Origin of the sequence: Reyranella sp. (genome assembly GCF_004296935.1) — a bacterium.
GTDB lineage: Bacteria > Pseudomonadota > Alphaproteobacteria > Reyranellales > Reyranellaceae > Reyranella.
On record NZ_SCVH01000017.1, the window covers coordinates 14,384 to 33,692 of the forward strand.

At 66.7% G+C, this 19,309-nt stretch carries 16 protein-coding genes; 8 read left to right on the top strand and 8 right to left on the bottom strand.

Features of this window, described 5'->3' with window-relative positions; translation table 11 throughout:
• Positions 1-44 precede the first annotated feature (44 nt).
• The 4 genes from EPO55_RS01720 to EPO55_RS01735 are packed head-to-tail and all read left to right on the top strand — an operon-like array spanning position 45 to position 3,119.
• Positions 45-587 carry an HD domain-containing protein gene (locus tag EPO55_RS01720; protein ID WP_296334656.1) on the top strand — a complete coding sequence of 181 codons (543 nt, stop codon included), beginning with the start codon at positions 45-47 and terminating at the stop codon, positions 585-587.
• A gap of 15 nt (positions 588-602) precedes the next feature.
• Positions 603-1,817, top strand: a complete 1,215-nt coding sequence (locus EPO55_RS01725; RefSeq protein WP_296334657.1) for an FAD-dependent oxidoreductase — start codon at positions 603-605, stop codon at positions 1,815-1,817.
• 21 nt (positions 1,818-1,838) lie between these two features.
• Positions 1,839-2,474 carry a flavin reductase family protein gene (locus EPO55_RS01730; RefSeq protein WP_296334658.1) on the top strand — a complete coding sequence of 212 codons (636 nt, stop codon included), beginning with the start codon at positions 1,839-1,841 and terminating at the stop codon, positions 2,472-2,474.
• A gap of 12 nt (positions 2,475-2,486) precedes the next feature.
• Positions 2,487-3,119, top strand: coding sequence for a flavin reductase family protein (locus EPO55_RS01735; protein WP_363718266.1), 633 nt, complete (start codon positions 2,487-2,489; stop codon positions 3,117-3,119).
• A 428-nt stretch (positions 3,120-3,547) separates the two neighbouring features.
• Here the strand turns inward: EPO55_RS01735 and EPO55_RS01740 are convergent, their stop codons facing one another.
• From EPO55_RS01740 to acnA, 7 genes are read right to left on the bottom strand one after another with little or no spacing between them, the layout of a single operon-like run.
• The gene (locus EPO55_RS01740; RefSeq protein ID WP_296334659.1) at positions 3,548-4,888 is read right to left on the bottom strand and encodes an amidase; all 1,341 of its coding nucleotides are present in this window, start codon (positions 4,886-4,888) and stop codon (positions 3,548-3,550) included.
• Positions 4,885-6,822: an acetate--CoA ligase gene (gene acs / locus EPO55_RS01745; RefSeq protein WP_296334660.1), complete on the bottom strand. Its 1,938-nt coding sequence runs from the start codon at positions 6,820-6,822 to the stop codon at positions 4,885-4,887. The genes EPO55_RS01740 and acs overlap by 4 nt, the downstream gene beginning before the upstream one ends.
• A gap of 42 nt (positions 6,823-6,864) precedes the next feature.
• The gene (locus EPO55_RS01750) at positions 6,865-8,070 is read right to left on the bottom strand and encodes a glycosyltransferase family 87 protein (protein ID WP_296334661.1); all 1,206 of its coding nucleotides are present in this window, start codon (positions 8,068-8,070) and stop codon (positions 6,865-6,867) included.
• 10 nt (positions 8,071-8,080) lie between these two features.
• A complete protein-coding gene (locus EPO55_RS01755) occupies positions 8,081-8,752 on the bottom strand; it encodes a nitroreductase (RefSeq protein ID WP_296334662.1) in 672 nt (223 codons plus the stop codon).
• A gap of 6 nt (positions 8,753-8,758) precedes the next feature.
• Positions 8,759-9,880, bottom strand: a complete 1,122-nt coding sequence (locus EPO55_RS01760; protein WP_296334663.1) for an alpha/beta fold hydrolase — start codon at positions 9,878-9,880, stop codon at positions 8,759-8,761.
• Positions 9,880-10,437, bottom strand: a complete 558-nt coding sequence (locus EPO55_RS01765) for a DinB family protein (protein WP_296334664.1) — start codon at positions 10,435-10,437, stop codon at positions 9,880-9,882. The genes EPO55_RS01760 and EPO55_RS01765 overlap by 1 nt, the downstream gene beginning before the upstream one ends.
• A gap of 22 nt (positions 10,438-10,459) precedes the next feature.
• Positions 10,460-13,147, bottom strand: a complete 2,688-nt coding sequence (gene acnA, locus EPO55_RS01770; protein WP_296334665.1) for an aconitate hydratase AcnA — start codon at positions 13,145-13,147, stop codon at positions 10,460-10,462.
• 158 nt (positions 13,148-13,305) lie between these two features.
• Between acnA and EPO55_RS01775 the strand changes: the two genes are divergently transcribed.
• Complete coding sequence (locus EPO55_RS01775; protein WP_296334666.1) at positions 13,306-14,280, top strand: hypothetical protein; 975 nt, start codon at positions 13,306-13,308, stop codon at positions 14,278-14,280.
• On the opposite strand, the gene EPO55_RS01780 is transcribed toward EPO55_RS01775, so the two are convergent.
• Complete coding sequence (locus EPO55_RS01780; protein WP_296334667.1) at positions 14,277-15,074, bottom strand: alpha/beta hydrolase; 798 nt, start codon at positions 15,072-15,074, stop codon at positions 14,277-14,279. The two genes, EPO55_RS01775 and EPO55_RS01780, sit on opposite strands and share 4 nt — an antisense overlap.
• A gap of 120 nt (positions 15,075-15,194) precedes the next feature.
• On the opposite strand from EPO55_RS01780, the gene EPO55_RS01785 reads away from it, so the two are divergent.
• The 3 genes from EPO55_RS01785 (at position 15,195) to EPO55_RS01795 (ending at position 19,306) form a co-directional block, all read left to right on the top strand.
• Entirely contained in the window at positions 15,195-15,875 is a 681-nt protein-coding gene (locus EPO55_RS01785; RefSeq protein ID WP_296334668.1) for a response regulator transcription factor, read from the top strand.
• Positions 15,872-17,224, top strand: a complete 1,353-nt coding sequence (locus EPO55_RS01790) for a HAMP domain-containing sensor histidine kinase (RefSeq protein ID WP_296334669.1) — start codon at positions 15,872-15,874, stop codon at positions 17,222-17,224. Before EPO55_RS01785 ends, EPO55_RS01790 begins: the two co-directional genes overlap by 4 nt.
• A gap of 120 nt (positions 17,225-17,344) precedes the next feature.
• Positions 17,345-19,306: an AMP-binding protein gene (locus EPO55_RS01795; RefSeq protein ID WP_296334670.1), complete on the top strand. Its 1,962-nt coding sequence runs from the start codon at positions 17,345-17,347 to the stop codon at positions 19,304-19,306.
• Positions 19,307-19,309: the final 3 nt, after the last annotated feature.

The window sequence follows — 19,309 nt, forward strand, 5'->3', positions numbered from 1 at the left end:
GCCCGGCTCGACAAGCCGGACCACTGGTCGCACAAGAGGAGTTGATGAGCGCGGATATCGTCCTCCTGGCGCGCGCCGCCGATTACGCCGCCCGCCAGCACATCGCGCAGCGGCGCAAGGGCGAGCGCGCCGAGCCCTACATCAACCACCTGACCGAGGTGGCGGCGTTGCTCGCCGAGGCAACCGGCGGCTCCGACGTCACGCTGCTGGCCGGCGGCCTGTTGCACGACACGCTCGAAGACACCGATGCCACCTACGAGGATCTGGAACAGCGGTTCGGCCCGGAGGTCGCGGCGCTGGTGGCCGAAGTGACCGACGACAAGTCGCTGCCCAAGGAGGAACGCAAGCGCCTGCAGATCGACAAGACGCCGGCCAAGTCGCGGCGGGCGAAACTGCTGAAGATCGCCGACAAGACGTCCAATCTGCGCAGCATGGTGACCAGCCCACCGGCGGGATGGACGCCGGCGCGGCTGCGCGACTACGTTTCATGGGCCGAGCAGGTGGTGCGCTCGTGCCGCGGCCTCAACGCCGCGCTCGACGCGGCGTTCGATGTGGCTCACGCCGACACCAAGCGCCATCTCGGCTGACGGGAGACGCCGGTGGTGCAGCGCATCGTTGTTCTTGGCGGTGGCTTTGCCGGCCTGTGGAGTGCGGTCGGCGCCGCCCGCGCGCTCGACGAACTGGGCGTCGGTGCCGATCGCGTCGAGATCGTGTTGATCGACAAGACCGCCTGGCATTCGATTCGTGTGCGCAACTACGAAGCCGACCTCGAGGGTACGCGTGTCGCCCTCGACAGCGTGCTCGGCCCCATCGGCGTCCATCGCCTGGAGGGTGAGGTCACCGGTATCGACATCGCCCAGAGAACCGTCGCCTATACGACGGGCGGCAGTTTCCGGTCCGTCACCTACGACCGCCTGGTTTTCGCACTCGGCAGCCGCCTTGCCCACCCGCCGATCCCGGGCCTGGGCACGCACGCCTTCGATGTCGACACCCATGCCGCGGCGGAACGGCTCAACGCCCACATCGCTGGTCTGGCCCGTCGCGAGTCTTCATCATCTGGCCAGTACACCGTGCTCGTGGTCGGCGGCGGGTTGACCGGCATCGAGGCCGCCGCGGAAATGCCCGGCAAGCTTCGCGCTGCCGGCGTCGCGGCGCCTCATGTCATCCTGGCCGATCATGCGCCCCGCATCGGCTCCGACATGGGCGAGGGCGCACTGCCCGTCATCGACGAAGCATTGCGCGCCCTGGGTATCGAGACGCGCGGCGGCGTGTCGGTTGCCGCCGTCGACCCCGAAGGCGCGACGCTGGCGACGGGCGAGCGGATCGCCGCCGCGACGGTGGTCTGGTGCGCCGGCATGCAGGCCCATCCGCTCGCGGCGCAATTCCCCGTCGAGCGCGACCGGCTGGGCCGGCTTCCGGTCGAACCGTCGCTCAAGATCAAGGGCCTGGCGGCCGAGTTTGCCGCCGGTGACGCGGCCTGGCTGCTGGTCGACGATGTCCATTGCTCGGTGATGTCGTGCCAGCACGGCCGGCCGATGGGCCGCTTTGCCGGCCACAACGTCGTCTGCGACCTGCTCGGCCGGCCGATGCTGCCGCTCAGGATCGACTGGTACACGACCATCCTCGACCTCGGGCCATGGGGCGCCGTCTATACGGAGGGCTGGGATCGCAAGCTCGTGTCGCGCGGGGCGGCGGCCAAGCGCACCAAGGAGCTGATCAACCGCGAGCGCATCTATCCGCCGCGCTCGGGCGATCGCCGGGCGATCCTCGAGGCCGCGGCGCCCACGGTGCAGGCGCCGCCCGTACGATTTGGCTAAGCTCGCCTGAGGGAGGACGCGATGTTTTATGACGCCGCCAAGCGCGACCATGGGCTGCCGCAGGATCCGCTGAAGGCGCTGATCGTGCCGCGGCCGATCGGCTGGATATCGACGATGGACGCCCAGGGCCGGGTCAATCTCGCGCCCTACAGCTTCTACAACGGCGTCGGAGAATTCCCGCCGATGGTCTATTTCTCGACCACCGGCACCTACGGCGACACGCCGACCAAGCACAGCCGCATGAATGCCGAGCAGACCGGCGAGTTCGTGGTCAACATGGTGAGTGCTGCCCTCGCCGAGCAGATGAACGTGACCACGGCGATGGTGGCGTTCGGCGTCGACGAGCTGAAACTGGCCGGCCTCACGCCCGTGCCTTGCCAATTCGTGAAGCCGCCGCGGGTCAAGGAATCGCCTGTGGCGCTGGAGTGCAAGTACTGGCGCACCATCGAGATGCCGACCGAGAAGGGTCACGAGGCCAAGCGCGGCTCCGTCGTGTTTGGCCAGGTGGTCGGCATCCATATCGACGACAGCATCATCAAGGACGGCCGCATCGACACGCTGGCATTCAAACCGGTTGCCCGGTTAGGTTATAGCGAATACACCACCACCGACAACGTCTGGCGGATGCGCCGGCCGGATGACCCCCGCTATCAGTAGGCCGAGGTATCAATGATGTTCTACGACATGACCGGCCGCGACCAGGGCGGGATGCAGATTCCCTTCACGGCGCTGGTCGTGCCGCGTCCCATCGGCTGGATCTCGACGGTCGACGGGCAGGGCCGCGTCAATCTCGCGCCCTACAGTTTCTACAACGCCGTCAGCGGCTCCCCGCCCATGGTCTATTTCTCGACCACCGGCACCTATGGTGACAACCCGACCAAGCACTCCCGGCGCAATGCCGAGGAGACGGGCGAGTTCGTGGTCAACATGGTGAGCGCCGAGCTCGCCGAGCAGATGAACGTGACGACGACGATGGTCGACTATGGCGTCGACGAGATGAAGCTGGCGGGCCTCGCCCCCGCGCCGTCGCGCTTCGTCAAGCCTCCGCGCGTCGCCCGCTCGCCGATCGCGCTCGAGTGCAAATACTGGAAGACGGTCGAGATGCCGGTCGAGGAGGGCCGCGAGGCGCACCAGGCGACCGTGGTGTTCGGCCGGGTGGTCGGCATCCATATAGCCGACGGCATCGTCAAGGACGGCCGGATCGACACGCTGGCCTTCAAGCCGGTCGCGCGGCTCGGTTATAGCGAATACACGACGACCGAGAATGTCTGGAAGATGCGCCGTCCGGACGATCCGGCTTAGCCAAAGACAAAGTTGCAAGTTCAGCAGGTTTCTGCTAGTTTTTCAGATAAGTTGGCGCTTGGACTGCGCCGGCCTTTTCATTCCGGCACGACCGCCCGCGGCACGCCCCGGGTTGCGCAAAAGCGCTGGTGCAGCCGCCACGACTCCTCAGTCGTGGACAGTCCCAAGAACGACCTCGTCTCAACGCCACGCTAAAAAACGACGTGACGCCAGACACTTAGCGACGCCTGGGAAACAGAGCGCGATGGGGCCTATGCAAACAAGAAGAAGAGGGATGCGCAGTAGCCAACAAAATTAGGCTTATCTTGGAGTAGTGGACAGCTTTCTGGACACGAAACGTTACGTTCAGGTGTCCACAAATAACGGGCGAAAAGCCCGCCGTTGTTGGCTTTCCGGCGTGCGGAGAGCCGATATTCGCTGGGGTGACTTCAGCGGGGGTTGACGACCGGCGCCACCGACCGCGCCATCGCCAGCACGCGCTTGTCGGCCATCGTCTCGCCCATCAGCATGAAGCCGACCGGCAGTTCGCCGGCGGCGTGGCAGGGCAGGCTGATGCCGCAGCGGTCGAGGAAGTTGCCGACCGCGGTGTTGCGCAAGAGCAGCAGGTTCTTCTTGATGAAGACGTCTGTCGCCTCGACCTCGGCGATGGTCGGCGCGACGATCGCGCAGGTCGGCATGATCACGGCGTCGTAGTTCTGCGTCACTGCCGATACGCGCTTCTGCAGGCTGGCACGGTTGGCCTGCAGCGCGATGTAGTCGTAGGCCGTCATCTTGGCGGCGGCCAGGATGCGCGGCGCCACGAACGGGTCGTATTCGTTGCCGCGGCGGGCAATCAGATCCTTGTGCCAGGCATAGGCTTCGGCCGCGGCGAAGGTACCGCGGGCGTTGATCGCCGGCAGTTCGATGAGCTGCGGCAGGTCGATATGCTCGATCTTGACGCCCTTGGCGGCGAGCGCCCTGCAGGCGCGCTCGAAGGCTTTGCCGACCGTGGCGTCGACGTCGTCGAACACATAGTGCTTCGGGATGCCGAAGCGCAGGCCGGCGAGAGGCGCGGCGTCGGGGATCGCGATGGGCTCGCCCGCAAGAACCGCGTCGACGATGGCGCAGCATTCGACCGAGTTGGCGAGCGGGCCGATCGAATCGAGCGAGGTCGAGAGCGGGACGACGTTGTCGATCGGCACGCGCCGCGCCGTGGGCTTGAAGCCCGTGATGCCGCAGAGCGCCGCCGGAATACGTACCGAGCCCCCGGTGTCCGTGCCCAGTGCGGCGACGGCCATGCGGTCGCCGACCGAGACCGCGGCGCCGGACGACGAGCCGCCCGGTACGCGCGTGCGGTCGGCGGGGTTGCCCGGCGTGCCGTAGTGCGGGTTGGCGCCGACACCGGTGAAGGCGAACTCGCTCATGTTGGTGCTGCCGACGATCACCGCGCCGGCGGCGCGGAGCCGCGCCACCACGGGCGCGTCGGCCTTGGCCGGCGGTGCGTCGTCGAGCGCCTTGGAGCCCGCGAGCGTGGTCTCGCCGGCCACGTCGCAGAGGTTCTTGATCGAGACCGGCAGGCCCGCGAGGGGCGAGGCGACGAGCCCGGCCTGGCGCTGCAGGTCGCTGGCGTCGGCTGCCGCCAGGGCCTGCCGGCGCCAGACCTTTATGAAGGCGCGCTTGCCCTCGCCCTTGGGATCCTCGATGCGGGCGAGGGCTTCTTCGGTGAGCTTGCGCGAGGTGGTGCGGCCGGCCGCGAGGTCGGCGCCGAGCTGCTGGATGGTCGGATTCATTTCGTGCGGTTCTTCACCAGGTCGTCGACCACCATCGGATCGGCGAGCGTAGACGTGTCGCCGAGATTGCCGACGTCGTTCTCGGCGATCTTGCGCAGGATGCGGCGCATGATCTTGCCCGAACGCGTCTTGGGCAGGCCGGGCGCCCACTGGATGACATCGGGCGTGGCGATCGGGCCGATCTCCTTGCGCACCCAGGCGACCAGTTCCTTGCGCAGCTCGTCGGAGGAATGCTGGCCGGCCTTGAGCGTCACGTAGGCGTAGATGCCCTGGCCCTTGATGTCGTGCGGGAAGCCAACGACGGCTGCTTCCGCCACCTTTGTGTTGCCGACCAGCGCGCTCTCGACCTCGGCGGTGCCGATGCGGTGGCCGGAGACGTTGATCACGTCGTCGACCCGGCCGGTGATCCAGTAGTAGCCATCGGCGTCGCGGCGCGCGCCGTCGCCGGTGAAGTACATGCCGGGATAGGTCTTGAAGTAGGTGTCGATGAAGCGCTGGTGGTCGCCGTAGACCGTGCGCATCTGGCCGGGCCAGGAGCCCACAAGGCAGAGATTGCCCGAACAGGCGCCCTCGAGCTTCTTGCCCTCGGCATCGACCATGACCGGCTGCACGCCGAAGAACGGCTGGGTCGCCGAGCCCGGCTTCAGCGGCGTGGCACCTGGCAGCGGCGTGATCAGGATGCCGCCGGTTTCGGTCTGCCACCAGGTGTCGACGATCGGGCAGCGGCTGTCGCCGACCACGCGGTAGTACCAGAGCCAGGCCTCCGGGTTGATCGGCTCGCCGACCGAGCCCAGCAGGCGCAGGCTCTTGCGGCTGGCCTTCTTCACCGGCGCCTCGCCTTCGCGCATCAGGGCGCGGATGGCGGTGGGGGCGGTGTAGAAGATGTTGACCTGGTGCTTGTCGATCACCTGCCAGAAGCGGCTGGAGTCGGGATAGTTGGGCACGCCCTCGAACATCAGCGTGGTGGCGCCGTTGGCGAGCGGTCCGTAGACGATGTAGCTGTGGCCGGTCACCCAGCCCACGTCGGCGGTGCACCAGTAGACGTCGCCGTCGTGGTAGTCGAACACGTACTGGTGGGTCATCGAGGCGAACACGATGTAGCCGCCGGTGGTGTGCAGCACACCCTTGGGCTTTCCGGTCGAGCCCGACGTGTAGAGGATGAACAGCGGATCCTCGGCGCCCATCGGCTCGGGCTTGCACTCGGCCGGCACCTTGGCCGCGATCTCGTGCCACCACACGTCGCGGCCGGCGTCCCACGCGACCTTGCCGCCGGTGTGCTTGACCACCAGCACCTTCTTGACGCCGGGGCTCTTCTTCACGGCCTCATCGCAATTGGCTTTCAGCGGCACGTGCTTGCCGGCGCGCAGGCCTTCGTCGGCGGTGATGACGATGTTGCTCTCGCAATCCTGGATGCGGTTGGCCAGGCTGTCGGGCGAGAAGCCGCCGAACACCACCGAATGGATGGCGCCGATGCGCGTGCAGGCGAGCATGGCGTAGGCCGCCTCGGGAATCATCGGCAGGTAGATCGTGATGCGGTCGCCCTTCTTGGCGCCGAGCTCCCTGAGCGCGTTCGCCATGCGGCAGACTTCGGCGTGCAGCTCGCGGTAGGTGATCTTCTTGGATTTCGCCGGGTCGTCGCCTTCCCAGATGATGGCCGTCTGGTCGGCGCGCTTGGCGAGGTGACGATCGATGCAGTTGGCCGAGACGTTCAGCACGCCATCGTGAAACCAGCGGATGCGGACCTGGCCGGTGTAGTCGACGTCGCGCACGGCACCGGGGCTGAAAGGCTTGATCCAGTCGATGCGCTTGCCGTGCTCGCCCCAGAAGGTGACCGGGTCCCGGGTCGAGGCCTCGTACATCGCCTTGTACTTGGCGCCGTCGACATAGGCCTTCTTGGCCCAGTCGGCGCTGACGGCGATCACCTCATCGGCCATGGTTTCCTCCCGCTTGGCTTAGTGCCTTGAATTGTTGCGGTTTTAGCGCGCCGCTGCGGCGCTCGGCAATTCGACTTTGGACTCGGCCTGCAGCCGTGCCCAGGCAATGGCGCCGAACGACAGGATGACCAGCGGCATCACCGGCAGGTCGAGCCGGTTCAGCAGCATGCCGAAGGTCGGCATCAGCCAGAGCATGAGATAGACCGATCTCTCCAGCGGATAGAAGCCGAGGGCGACGCCGCGCCGGAACAGTGCCACGGCGGCGGGCATCAGCAGCAGCAGGTCGTAGTTCAGCGTGTAGGGCGATACCAGGAAGGTGGCGGTGACCAGCACAGCGGTGCGGGCATCGCTCGACGAATGGCGGCGGAAGGCGAACCATACGGCCGCCACGGCGAGGGCGGCACCGGCAAGCTGGATCGCCCCGGCAACGCCGGGCGGCAGGCCGACGATGCGGGCGGCTGCCACGAGCGTCGTCATGTGCATGAAGATGCGCTCGAACATGATATTCGCGATGCGGGCCGAGCCTGCCTCGCGGGCTGCCTCGAGGAAGCCGATCCAGAAATCGAGGCCGAAGATGCCGAGGCTTGCGAGAGACAGCACGGCCACCGTGGCGGCCGTCCAGGCGAGCGCGCGCCATTGCTGCGCGGCCAGCAGGGCCAGCGGCACCAGCACCCAGATCTGCGGCTTGTAGCTCAGCAGCCCGAGGAGAATGCCGGCGGCGGCCGGTGAGCGGTCGAGCAGGCGCAGGCCGCCGTAGAACAGCGCCAGGCTGAAGAAGGTATTCTGGCCGGCCATCAGCACCCAGACGGTGGCGGGCGAAGTGGCGACGGCGAGCCAGCCCCACCAGTCGCGGCGCCCCTCCAGCAGCGTCGCCGCCGCGGCCGTCGTCGCCATGAAGACCGCGTAGGCCTTTGCGACGCCCAGCAGGCCGAGCGGCAACAGCATCAGGAGCCAGGTCGGCGGATAGATGAATGGCCGGAACACGACCTTTGGCGAGAGACGATCGGGATAGGTCTCGATCTGGAACAGTGTGAAGGCGTCGATGTCGTAGACCAGCGCCAGCTTGCCCTCGAAGAAGGCGCGCGCTGCGGCGTGGAACACCAGGAAGTCGGGGAAGAGAACCTTCACGGGCGGCCAGATCTCGGGGCCCCCGGAGATCGTGAAGACGACAAAAAGCACGTCGTACAGGCCGACGGCAGCACAGAAGGCCGCGGCAACCCGAAGATCGATCCGCGACGTCAGTGTCATGGCAGGAGGGTCATTCGCTGTGCCAGGTCGTGAAGTCCTGGATCGGCGCCCGTTCGGTGATCAGGCAGTTGGGCACCGCATCGGGATCGGCGTGGCCCAGCGCCAGGCCGCAGATCACGACCTGGTCGTCGGGGATCTTGAGTTCGCGGCGCACGACATGCTGGTAGCGGCTGAAGGCCGCCTGTGGGCAGGTATGCAGGCCCTTCTCGCGGGCGAGCAGCATCAGCTGGTCGAGGAAGATGCCGCAGTCGATCCACTGGCCATTGCCCATGCGTCGCTCGACACACAGGATCATGCCGACCGGCGCGTCGAAGAAGTCGTAGTTCTTGCGGAACTGCTTCAGCATGCCGGCGGCGTCGCCGCGCGGCACGTTGAGCAGGGTGTAGAGCTGCTTGCCGACCAGCTTGCGGCGGGCGTCGTAGACCGGCGTAAATTCCTTCGGGTAGACGTCGTATTCGGCGCCTGGCCCTGAATCTCCATCATCCATCGCCTTCAGGATTGCCGCCGACAGGCGCTGCCGCGCCTTGCCCATCGTGATGTGGAGTTTCCACGGCTGCAGGTTGCCATTGGACGCCGCGCGGTTGGCATTGGTCACGATCCATTCGACATCGGCCTTCGACACCGGTTCCGGTGTGAAGACGCGCATGGAGCGGCGTGAATTGATGGCTTCGGACACACGCATGAACGGCTAACTCCGGATGAGATGACGACGCAGGAAGTCGAACAGCTTACGCCGGGCAATGGCATTTTGCTGCTCGGTAAAATAGTGCGTGGCGCCGGCAATCACGAAGGCCTCGGCGTCCTTGCCGTGGCCGCGCATCGCCTCGGCCATGGCAAGGCTCTGCGCTACCGGCACGTTCTCGTCGCGATCGCCATGGATCAGCAGCACGGGTGCGTCGATCTGGGCCACGCGCAGGATCGGCGAGCGCACCGGCAGGCCCTCGGGCCCGCACAGATCGTCGAGATAGTCGCGCATGAAGGGATTGGCCTCGCGCCAGCGCGCGAGGTCAGTCGGCGCGAAGAACGAGGCGACGGCCTTGATCGGTGGCTTGTGGGCGGCGGCGAGCAGCGCCACCTGGCCGCCCATCGAAGCGCCGACCAGGCCGATGCGATCGCGATCGACCAGCGGCCGCTTGGCGAGCCAGTCGATCGCGGCCAGCACGTCGAGCGGCTGGCGCAACCCCTGGTCATTCTCGCCTTCCGAGCCCAGCCAGCCGCGCAGCGACAGCGCCAGGGCGGCATAGCCGTTGGCCGAGGCGGCACGTGCCAGCCCGACCATGTTGTGGGCGTGGCCGGCAAATCCGTGCAGCAGGATCAGCGCCGGATAGGGCGGCTGGCCGGCCTGCGGCTTGAAGAAGTAGCCGCCCAGGCTGACGCCGTGACCCGGCACGCGGACCTGCTCGGCGTCGGCGATGTCGGGCAGGTCGTCCCAGCGGTGCATGACCTCGATGGGCACGCCGTCGGGATCGCGGAAGCCGACCGAGTAGTAGCCCGGCGCGAGGTAGTCGAGCTCCTGCGGGCGCTGGATGATCTCTGCCCCCGCATCGCGCAGTTCGGCGAACACCTGGTCGACCTGGGCGCGGCTCTCGGCCGATACCGCGAGCCACAGTGCGCCCGGCCCGTAGGAAACGCCGTCCTTGGCCTGGCGCATGACGAAATGATCGTAGCCGCGCGACCACATCACGCGGTCGGGGCTCGCCCAGACGCGATGGAAGCCCAGCATCGGCAACCACAGCCGGTGGAACGCGACCGAGCGTGCGAGGTCGCTCACCTCTATGGCGGCACCGGCGAAGGAAGAGCGTGGACGCATCAGCCTGGTTCGAGTCCCAGCGCGAGCAGCTCGTCGCGCCGCAAGTGTTCCTCGCCTGCCAGAAAGAATTCGTCGAGCTGCGGCGGCTTCACTGTCGTGCCGGCCAGCATGGCATGAGCCTGCCCCCGATGATGGGTCTGGTGCTGGAAGAGATGCTCCAGGATCGATGCCACGCTCGACGACGGCGGCGTCCTGTTGGGTCGAGGCAGCACGATTCCCTGGGCGAGCGAGTCCTCGGTCTGGCGCGCGCAGAAGCCGAGCAGCCGCCGGTCACTGGCGATTTGAGCGTCATAGAGAGAGGTCGCGTCGGCAAAATCCGGCACGGGGTCATGGTAGCGCTCGAGCACCGTCGGATCGCGCAGGAGCGCGTCGATGTAATAGGTGTCGACCCAGAGGATGTGATTAAGCGTCGCGCGCAGCGAGGGGAAGAAGCTCGTGCGCGGGGCGGCGAACTCGGCCGGAGTCAGCGCCTTGCAGGCCGTGAGCAGGCGATGGTTCGACCAGATGTTGTTGCGGGCCATGGCGACGAAGTGGCCGGCAAGCCCCATCGTCGCCATGACTGCCCGATCCCGCCTTGGCTCAGGCCGCGTGCGCGAGGTTGCGCAACACGTAGTGCAGCACGCCGCCGTTCTTGAAGTACTCGATCTCCTCGGCGGTATCGATGCGGCAGGTGAGGACGATCTTCTCGCTGGTGCCGTCGCGGCGGTGGATGGTGAGCGGCACGTCCATGCCGACCTTGAGCCCGCCGTCGATGCCATCGATGTCGAAGGTCTCGTGGCCGGTGAGGTTCAGCGTCTTGCGCGTCATGCCGTCCTTGAACTGCAGCGGCAGCACGCCCATGCCGACCAGGTTGGAGCGGTGGATGCGCTCGAACGTCTCGCACACCACGGCCTTCACGCCCAACAGGTTGACGCCCTTGGCCGCCCAGTCGCGCGAGCTGCCAGTGCCGTATTCCTTGCCGGCGATCAGGATCTGCGGCGTGTGCTCCTTCTTGTAGCGCATCGCCACGTCGTAGATCGGCACCGGCTCGTCGGAACGATAGTCGTGCGTGAAGCCGCCCTCGATGCCCGGCACCATCTCGTTCTTGAGGCGGATGTTGGCGAAGGTGCCGCGCATCATGACCTCATGATTGCCGCGACGCGTGCCGTACTGGTTGAAGTCCTTCGGCGCGACGCCCTCTTCCTGCAGGTAGGCGCCGGCCGGGCTGTCCTTGCGGATCGAGCCGGCGGGCGAGATATGGTCGGTGGTGATCGAATCGCCGAACTGGCCGAGCGGACGGGCGCCCGTGATGTTGGTGATCGAGCCGGGCGTCTTGCCCATGCCGTCGAAGTACGGCGGGTTGCGCACGTAGGTCGACTTGTCGTCCCAGGCGTAGGTCAGGCTGGGCTTGGTCTTGATGCTGCGCCAGAAGCGATCGCCCTTGAAGACGTCGGCATAGCGCTTCTTGAAGGCCTTGGTGGTGACGAACTTGTCGACGACCTTGGAGACCTCCATGTTCGAGGGCCAGAGGTCCTTGAGGTAGACCGGCTTGCCGCCCTTGCCGATGCCGATCGGGTCCTTGGTGATGTCGATCTTCATCGAGCCGGCCAGCGCGTAGATCACCACCAGCATCGGCGACGCAAGGTAGTTGGCGCGGGTCAGCGGATTGACGCGGCCCTCGAAATTGCGATTGCCCGACAGCACCGAGCAGACCACGAGGTCGCCGTCGCCGATCGCCTTGGTGACGGGATCGCGCAGCGGGCCGGAGTTGCCGATGCAGGAGGTGCAGCCGTAACCCACCAGGTTGTAGCCGATCTTGTTGAGGTCCTTCTGCAGGCCGGAGGCCTCGAGATACTCGGTCACGACCTGCGAGCCCGGCGCCAGCGAGGTCTTCACCCATGGCTTGACCTTGAGGCCGTGCTTCACCGCGTTGCGCGCGATCAGGCCGGCCCCCAGCATGACGTAGGGGTTCGAGGTGTTGGTGCACGAGGTGATGGCCGCGATCACCACGTCGCCGTGGCCGAGGTCGTAGTCGGTACCCTCGCAGGCGACGCGCTTGCCGGTATCCTTGCGGTCGAATTCCTTCTCCATGTTGGCGACGAACTGATGCGCCGCCTCCGCCAGCGGCACGCGGTCCTGCGGGCGCTTCGGCCCGGCCAGACTCGGCACGACCTCGCTGAGATCGAGCGAGAGCGTGTCGGTGAAGATCGGGTCGACCGACTTCTTGCCGCGCCACAGCCCCTGCTTCTTGGCGTAGGCCTCGGTGAGTTTGGCGGCGGCGCCGCGGTTGGTCGTCTTGAGGTAGCCCAGCGTGATGCCGTCGACCGGGAAGAAGCCGCAGGTGGCGCCATACTCCGGCGCCATGTTGGCGATGGTGGCACGGTTGGCGAGCGGCATCTCGTCGAGGCCGTCGCCGTAGAACTCCACGAACTTGCTGACCACGCCCTTCTTGCGCAGCATTTGCGTGACAGTGAGCACGAGGTCGGTCGCGGTCGCGCCCTCCGGCAGCTTGCCGGTCAGCTTGAAGCCCACGACGTCGGGGATCACCATCGGCTGCGCCTGGCCGAGCATGGCGGCCTCGGCCTCGATGCCGCCGACGCCCCAGCCGAGGACCGAGAGGCCGTTCACCATCGTGGTGTGGCTGTCGGTGCCGACCAGCGTGTCGGGATAGGCGATCGTCTCCTTGCCTTCCTTCCTGGTCCACACGACCTGGGACAGGAATTCCAGGTTCACCTGGTGGCAGATGCCGGTGCCCGGCGGCACGACTCGGAAGTTGTCGAACGCCATCGCGCCCCAGCGCAGGAACTGATAGCGCTCGAGGTTGCGCTCGTACTCGAGCTTCACGTTGGCGCCGAAGGCGCTCGAGTTGCCGAAATTGTCGACGATCACCGAATGGTCGATCACGAGATCGACCGGGACCAGCGGGTTGATCTTCTTGGCGTCGCCGCCGAGCTTGCCCATGGCGTCGCGCATGGCCGCGAGATCGACCACCGCGGGCACGCCGGTGAAGTCCTGCATCAGCACGCGGGCCGGCCGGAAGTTGATCTCCTTGACCGACCTGCCGCCGTTCTTCAGCCAGTCGGAGAAGGCCGCGATGTCGCCCTTCTTGACGGTGGTGCCATCCTCGTGGCGCAGGAGATTCTCGAGCAGGACACGGAGCGAGAAGGGCAGGCGCGAGAGGTCGCCGACCTCCTTCTCGACCGCCTTGAGGCTGAAATAGGTGTAGGTCTTGGCGCCGACCTTCAGCGTCTTGCGGGCCTTGAAGCTGTTGGGATGGGCGGCGGCCATGGTCGGGTACTCCTGGAAGACGGTTTTGGGCGGACGGGTGGCAAAATAGGGGCAGGGACCTCTGCAGGCAATCGGCGGATGCGGGCGGTTGGTGCCTGTGCCAGATTGCCCCGATGCGGTGGGCAATCGGGAAGGCGATTGGGGCTTTTGCGGCCCTCGTGACGGCTTCGACCGAGGCCGTGGCGCAGCGCAACGCCAACGACTGGGATCCGTCGGCGCGCGAGTTCGACCAGCGGCCGGCCGGCGGCGGCTCCGGCCTGTTCGGCAGCCCGGGCGTTCCCTCCAATGCCCGCAACGACACCCTGGATGCCCTCGACAAGATCCTGTCGAGCTCCAAGCTCTCCGCCTTCGACCGCTCGCTCTATCTCGGCATCCGCGCCTATCAGCTGAGCCGGCTCGGCCGCGAGGCCGACAGCCGCAAGGATATCGATGAGATGGGCAAGGTCCTGCCCAAGGGCTGGCAGATGGTGCTGTCCAGCACCGTGCCCGAACTGGCAGGCGGCGGCGACCGCGCGGCAGCGTTGCGTACGCTCGACCATGCGCTGCTGCGCAAGCCGGGCGATCCCTGGCTGGCGATCGCCCAGGCGCAGGTCTACATGCAGATCGCCGATTTCCAGCGCGCCCTCGCCCTGCTCGACGGGGCACTCGCCGGCCCGACGACCGAGGCCGATCGGCGCGCGGCGCTGTTCGTCCGCGGCCACGCCAATTTCGATCTCGGCCGCTATGCAGAGGCGGTCGACGATTTCGACGCCTCCCTGGAGGGGCGCACGACCGCGAAGGCGCGGTTGTCGCCGCTGCTGTGGCGCTACGCCGCCCAGGTCCGCGCCAGGCGCGATGCGCGTGCGGGCCTCGCCAGGGACCTCGGCAAGGAGGACCTCGGCGAATGGCCCGGGCCGATCGCCAGGTTCCTGTTGGGCAGGCTACCGGCCGGTGAACTGGAGGTCGCGGCCGAAACCGACGATGCCGCCAAGCGCGCCAACGGCAAGTGCCCGTCGGCCTTCTTCATGGGCATCGACGCGATCCGCCGCGGCGACAAGCAGCGGGCGCGCGAGCAACTTCAACTCGCCCAGGCGCGCTGTCCGACCGTGTCCGAATTCAACTGGGCGGCAGCAAGTGAATTGAAGCGGCTTTAGTCTACGAGTGCCAGGGGTGCCACGAAGCGGGCAACCTCCGACAAGACGTAAGCCGGCTGCTGCAGATGGGGGGCGTGACCGCAGCTCGGCACCAGGCGGGTCTCGCAGTAGCCGCCGACCTTTCCGGCGATGATGCCGAGCTGCAGCTCGCTGCCGTATTCGTCGTCCTCGCCCTGGATCGCCTGCAACGGGACGACGATGCCCGGCAGCCGGCCGTTGGCGTCCATCGGCTCGAAGCCCGGGGACAGCCACGCCTCGGACCACAGGCGAAAGCACGCATCGACATTGTCGCCGTGATATCTGGCCAGCCGTGCGCGCAGGTCGTCGGCGGCGAAGGTCTCGCGGGCCCGACGGATGCTGTCGATACAAACCGGCTCGTTGATGGCATGGGCGGCAAGCGTCACCACGGCGCGCAGCGGCTCCGGGTCGGAAGCCGCGTAGTTGAGCGCGATCGTGCCGCCGTCGCTGTGGCCGACCAGGACGCAATCCTCGACACCCAGTGTCGCGATCAGACGCGGCAATACCTCGTCGGCCTCGATCTCCATGTAGCGGACGCCCGGATCCGACGGCCAAGGGCTCGAGCCACCGTAGCCGGTGCGGTCGTAGACGATGCCCTGGCAGCGCGTGGCGTTGCACAGGGACTGAGGGAAATCGCGCCACATCTCGACGCAGCCCAGCCCCTCATGCAGGAAGACGAGCGTCGTGCGCTCGAGTCCGTCATCTTGCTCAGGGACCAGCCGCCGAACGCGCAATTGGCGATCGCCGAGGTCGATCAGTCTGTCTGAGATCGTCACACTCCAGATGTAGCCGGGACGCCACGAGATGAGAAGGCGCCGAATCCGGCAGGGGCGAAGGGCCTTCCGGCATGTTAGAAGACACCATCTGTCGCGCGCATGGATGGGAGCCGAACGCCGATGAGGGTACTTCTCGTCGAGGACAACACGGAACTCGTCTCGCTGCTGAAGAAAGGGCTTTCCCGGGGCGGCATCGAGGCCGATGCCGTGGGGACCGCCGGCGATGCCGGTCATGTGCTCGCCACGATGCAATACTCCGTCGTCGTGCTCGATCTCGGCTTGCCCGATGAAGATGGCATCACCCTGTTGCGCGATCTCCGACGTCGTGGCGAGTCGACGCCGGTGCTCGTGCTGACGGCGCGCGACGGCGTCAGCGATCGCGTAATCGGCCTGCGTGCCGGCGCCGACGACTACCTTGCCAAACCGTTCGCCATGGAGGAGCTGATCGCCCGCATCCAGGCGCTGTTGCGCCGCCCTGGCAGTCTGCTCGGCCGCCGCCTCACCTTCGGCAACGTGGCGCTCGACACCGAAGGCCGGCAGGTCTTCGTGGCGGATGCCTCGCATGCCTTTCCGGCGCGCGAGACCGCGGTGCTGGAAATTCTCCTCAGGCGCAGCGGCAACGTGGCGCCGAAGCGACTGTTCGAGGATCACCTGTTCGGCCTGTCGGGCGATGTTGGGTCGAACGCGGTCGAGGTCTACGTCCATCGCCTGCGCAAGATGCTGGCCGATGCCGGCGCCACGGTGAAGATCCATACGGTGCGCGGTGTCGGCTATCTGCTGACCGAGGACAAGGTAGGGTGATACGCTTTCGCTCGATCATCTCGAGGGTCGTGGCGCTGCAAGTCATTGCGATCGGCGTCACCTCCGTCCTGATGCCGCTGGCGCTCTACTGGCTGCTCGAGCAGGCGGCCAACAACCTCCACCGCGAGACGCTCCGCAACCAGGCCGTCACCGTCGGCAGTTTCCTGCGACCAGAGGCTGGTGGCGGCGTCGTTCTCGACATCCCCGACGATGCCCGGCCGCTCTACGCCGGCCGTCACGGCCTCTACGCCTACGCGGTCCTCGATGCCTCGGGTCGGGCTCTCTTTTCTTCCCGTGCCGATGGCGCAGCACTGTTTCCGTCGGGCGGGTCGTCGGCGGGCGACTGGATCGCGCGCCGGGCGAGCACGGGATCGGACCTGTTCGGAGTGACGGTGGTCCGGACGATCGGCGAGCGCCTCTACTGGATCCAGGTCGGCCAGGATCTCGCGCATCGCGATGTCATCATCGACGACATCGTCACCGACTTCTTTTCGCGCGTCGCCTGGATCACCTTTCCGATTCTGCTGGTGCTGCTTCTGATCAGTATTCTGATCTTTCGGAGGGTACTCGAACCGGTGCGCGAGGCCTCGATGACGGTCGCGGCGATCGGCCCAGCAAGCACCGACGTCCGGCTGCCAGAGCAGTCGATGCCGACCGAGATCGTGCCGCTGGTCCGCGCCGTCAACCAGGCGCTTGAACGCCTCGAGTCGGGTTTCCGGGCGCAACGCGAATTTACCGCCGACGTTGCACATGAACTGCGCACGCCGCTTGCCATCATGCGCGCTCGCGTCGACTCGTTGGGTGCTGGACAGGTTCAGGACGCCCTGCGCGCCGATATCGTCGGCATGGCTCGGACGGTTGGTCAGGTCCTCGACATTGCCGAACTCGAAGGCTTTGTTGTCGGCGACGACGCCAAGGCCGACCTTCATGCCGTCTGTTCTGATGCCGTGGGCTTCATGGCCCCGCTTGCGGTCGACATGTCCAAGACGATCGCGCTCACCGGTGCCGATGGGCCGGTGTGGGTACATGGTCATCCCGACGCGCTGTTCCGCGCGGTGCGCAATCTGGTCGAAAATGCCGTCCGCCACACGCCGCGCGGCACATCGATTGAGGTCGACGTCGCGGCCGATGGCACAGTTTGCGTTCTCGACGATGGCCCCGGTGTGCCCGAGGCCGACAGGCAGTCGATATTCAGGCGCTTCTGGCGGCGCGACCGTGCGCGCGCCGACAGCCGCGGCCTGGGGCTGGCGATCGTGGCCCGCGTTGCGGCGGCGCACGGCGGCAGCATCAGCGTCGAGAACCGGCGCGACGGAGGCGCCATCTTCACCCTCCGGCTGCGGCCCGCGTAACACCGTCGCATTCGGCCGGTGGCTGGCTTGACCGGTTCGAAACGGCTATGGCTATCTGCCTGATGAAATCGCCGCAGAAGCGAACGAACGAAAAGCGGGCACCGGGAACGCGAGGCAGGGATGACGACGGGGATGGCCGACAGCGGCACCGAAGCTCGGGATACGTTTCCGAAGCTATTGGCGGAGCGTGCCCGGACCGGCGCCAACCGACCTGCCTATCGCGAAAAGGAATACGGCATCTGGCAGACCTACAGTTGGTCCCACGTCGCCGCGCAGGTGCGTCTGCTGGCTGCCGGCCTGGCCGATCTCGGCTTTCGTCGCGGCGACCGACTGATCGTGGTCGGCGACAACCGGCCCCGTCTCTACTGGTCGATGTGCGCGGCACAGTCGCTGGGTGGCGTGCCGGTGCCGGTCTATCAGGACTCGGTGGCCGACGAACTGGCCTACGTCGTGGAACATGGCGGGGCGCGCTTTGCGCTGGCCGAAAACCAGGAGCAGGTCGACAAGCTGCTCGCGATCCAGAAGAAGGTGCCGTCGCTCGGCGTGATCATCTATGACGACCCGCGCGGCATGCGGCACTACGACCAGCTCCAGTCCTATGCCGAGGTGCAGGAACGCGGTGCCAAGCTGCTGGCAGCGGCGCCCGACACCGTGTCAGCCGAGGTTGCCAAGGGGCGCGGCTCGGACGAGGCCATCATGCTCTACACTTCTGGCACCACCGGCCGGCCGAAGGGCGCGATCCTGAGCTACGACAATCTGGTGTGGGCGGCCACCGCCGGCGCCGAGTTCGACGGCCTGAAGGAAGGCGACGAACTTCTGTCCTACCTGCCGATGGCCTGGGTCGGCGACCACATCTTCTCCTATGCCCAGGGTTATGTCGTGGGCCTGGTGGTCAATTGCCCCGAATCGGTGGCGACGGTGATGACCGACCTGCGCGAGATCGGCCCGACCTATTATTTTGCACCGCCGCGCGTTCTGGAGAATCTGATCACCCAGGTCACCATCCGCATGGAGGACGCGGGCCTCCTCAAGCGCCGGATGTTCCAGTTCTTCATGACGGTGGCCCGCCGCGTCGGACCGGCGCTGCTCGACGGCCGGCCGGTGTCGCCCCTGGATCGGCTGCTTTATGCGCTCGGCAATCTTCTGATCTACGGGCCGCTCAAGAACACGCTCGGCATGAGCCGCGTCCGCGTGGCCTATACGGCCGGCGAGGCGGTCGGGCCCGAGATCTTCAACTTCTACCGCGCGCTTGGCGTCAACATGAAGCAGCTCTACGGCCAGACAGAGGCCTCGGTGTTCGTCACCATCCATCCCAACGGCGAGGTCTATCCCGACACGGTCGGCAAGCCGGTCTCCCAGGTCGAACTCAGGATCGCCGACTCGGGTGAGGTGCTTTATCGCAGCCCAGGCGTGTTCAAGGAGTACTTCAAGAACCCCGAGGCGACCAACGACACCAAGACCGCCGACGGCTGGGTGCACACCGGCGACGCCGGCTACCTCGACGATCGCGGGCACCTGCGCATCATCGACCGCGCCAAGGACGTCGGAAAACTGAACGACGGCACGCTGTTCGCGCCGAAGTTCATCGAGAATAAGCTGAAGTTCTTTCCGCACATCAACGAGGTCGTGGCATTTGGCCACGGCCGCGACTACGTCGCCGTGTTCGTCAACATCGACATGATCGCTGTCGGCGACTGGGCCGAGCGGCGCAATGTCGCCTACGCAAGCTATCAGGAGCTGGCGTCGCGGCCGGAGGTCTACGACCTGATCCAGGGCGAGATCGAGCAGGTCAACCATGACCTCGCCGCCGACCCGCGCATGGCCGGCGCCCAGATCCGCCGCTTCCTGGTCCTGCACAAAGCGCTCGAGGCCGACGACGGCGAACTCACGCGCACCAACAAGGTGCGGCGCGGCTTCATCGGCGAGCGCTACAAGCCGCTGGTCGATGCGCTCTACGACGGCTCGAGGACCGCCCACATCAAGGTCGATGTCACCTTCGAGGACGGCCGCAAGGGCGCCATCGAGGGCGACGTGACCGTCCGCGACGTGGCCCCCCACGCCACCCTGAAGAAGGCGAGCTGAGCG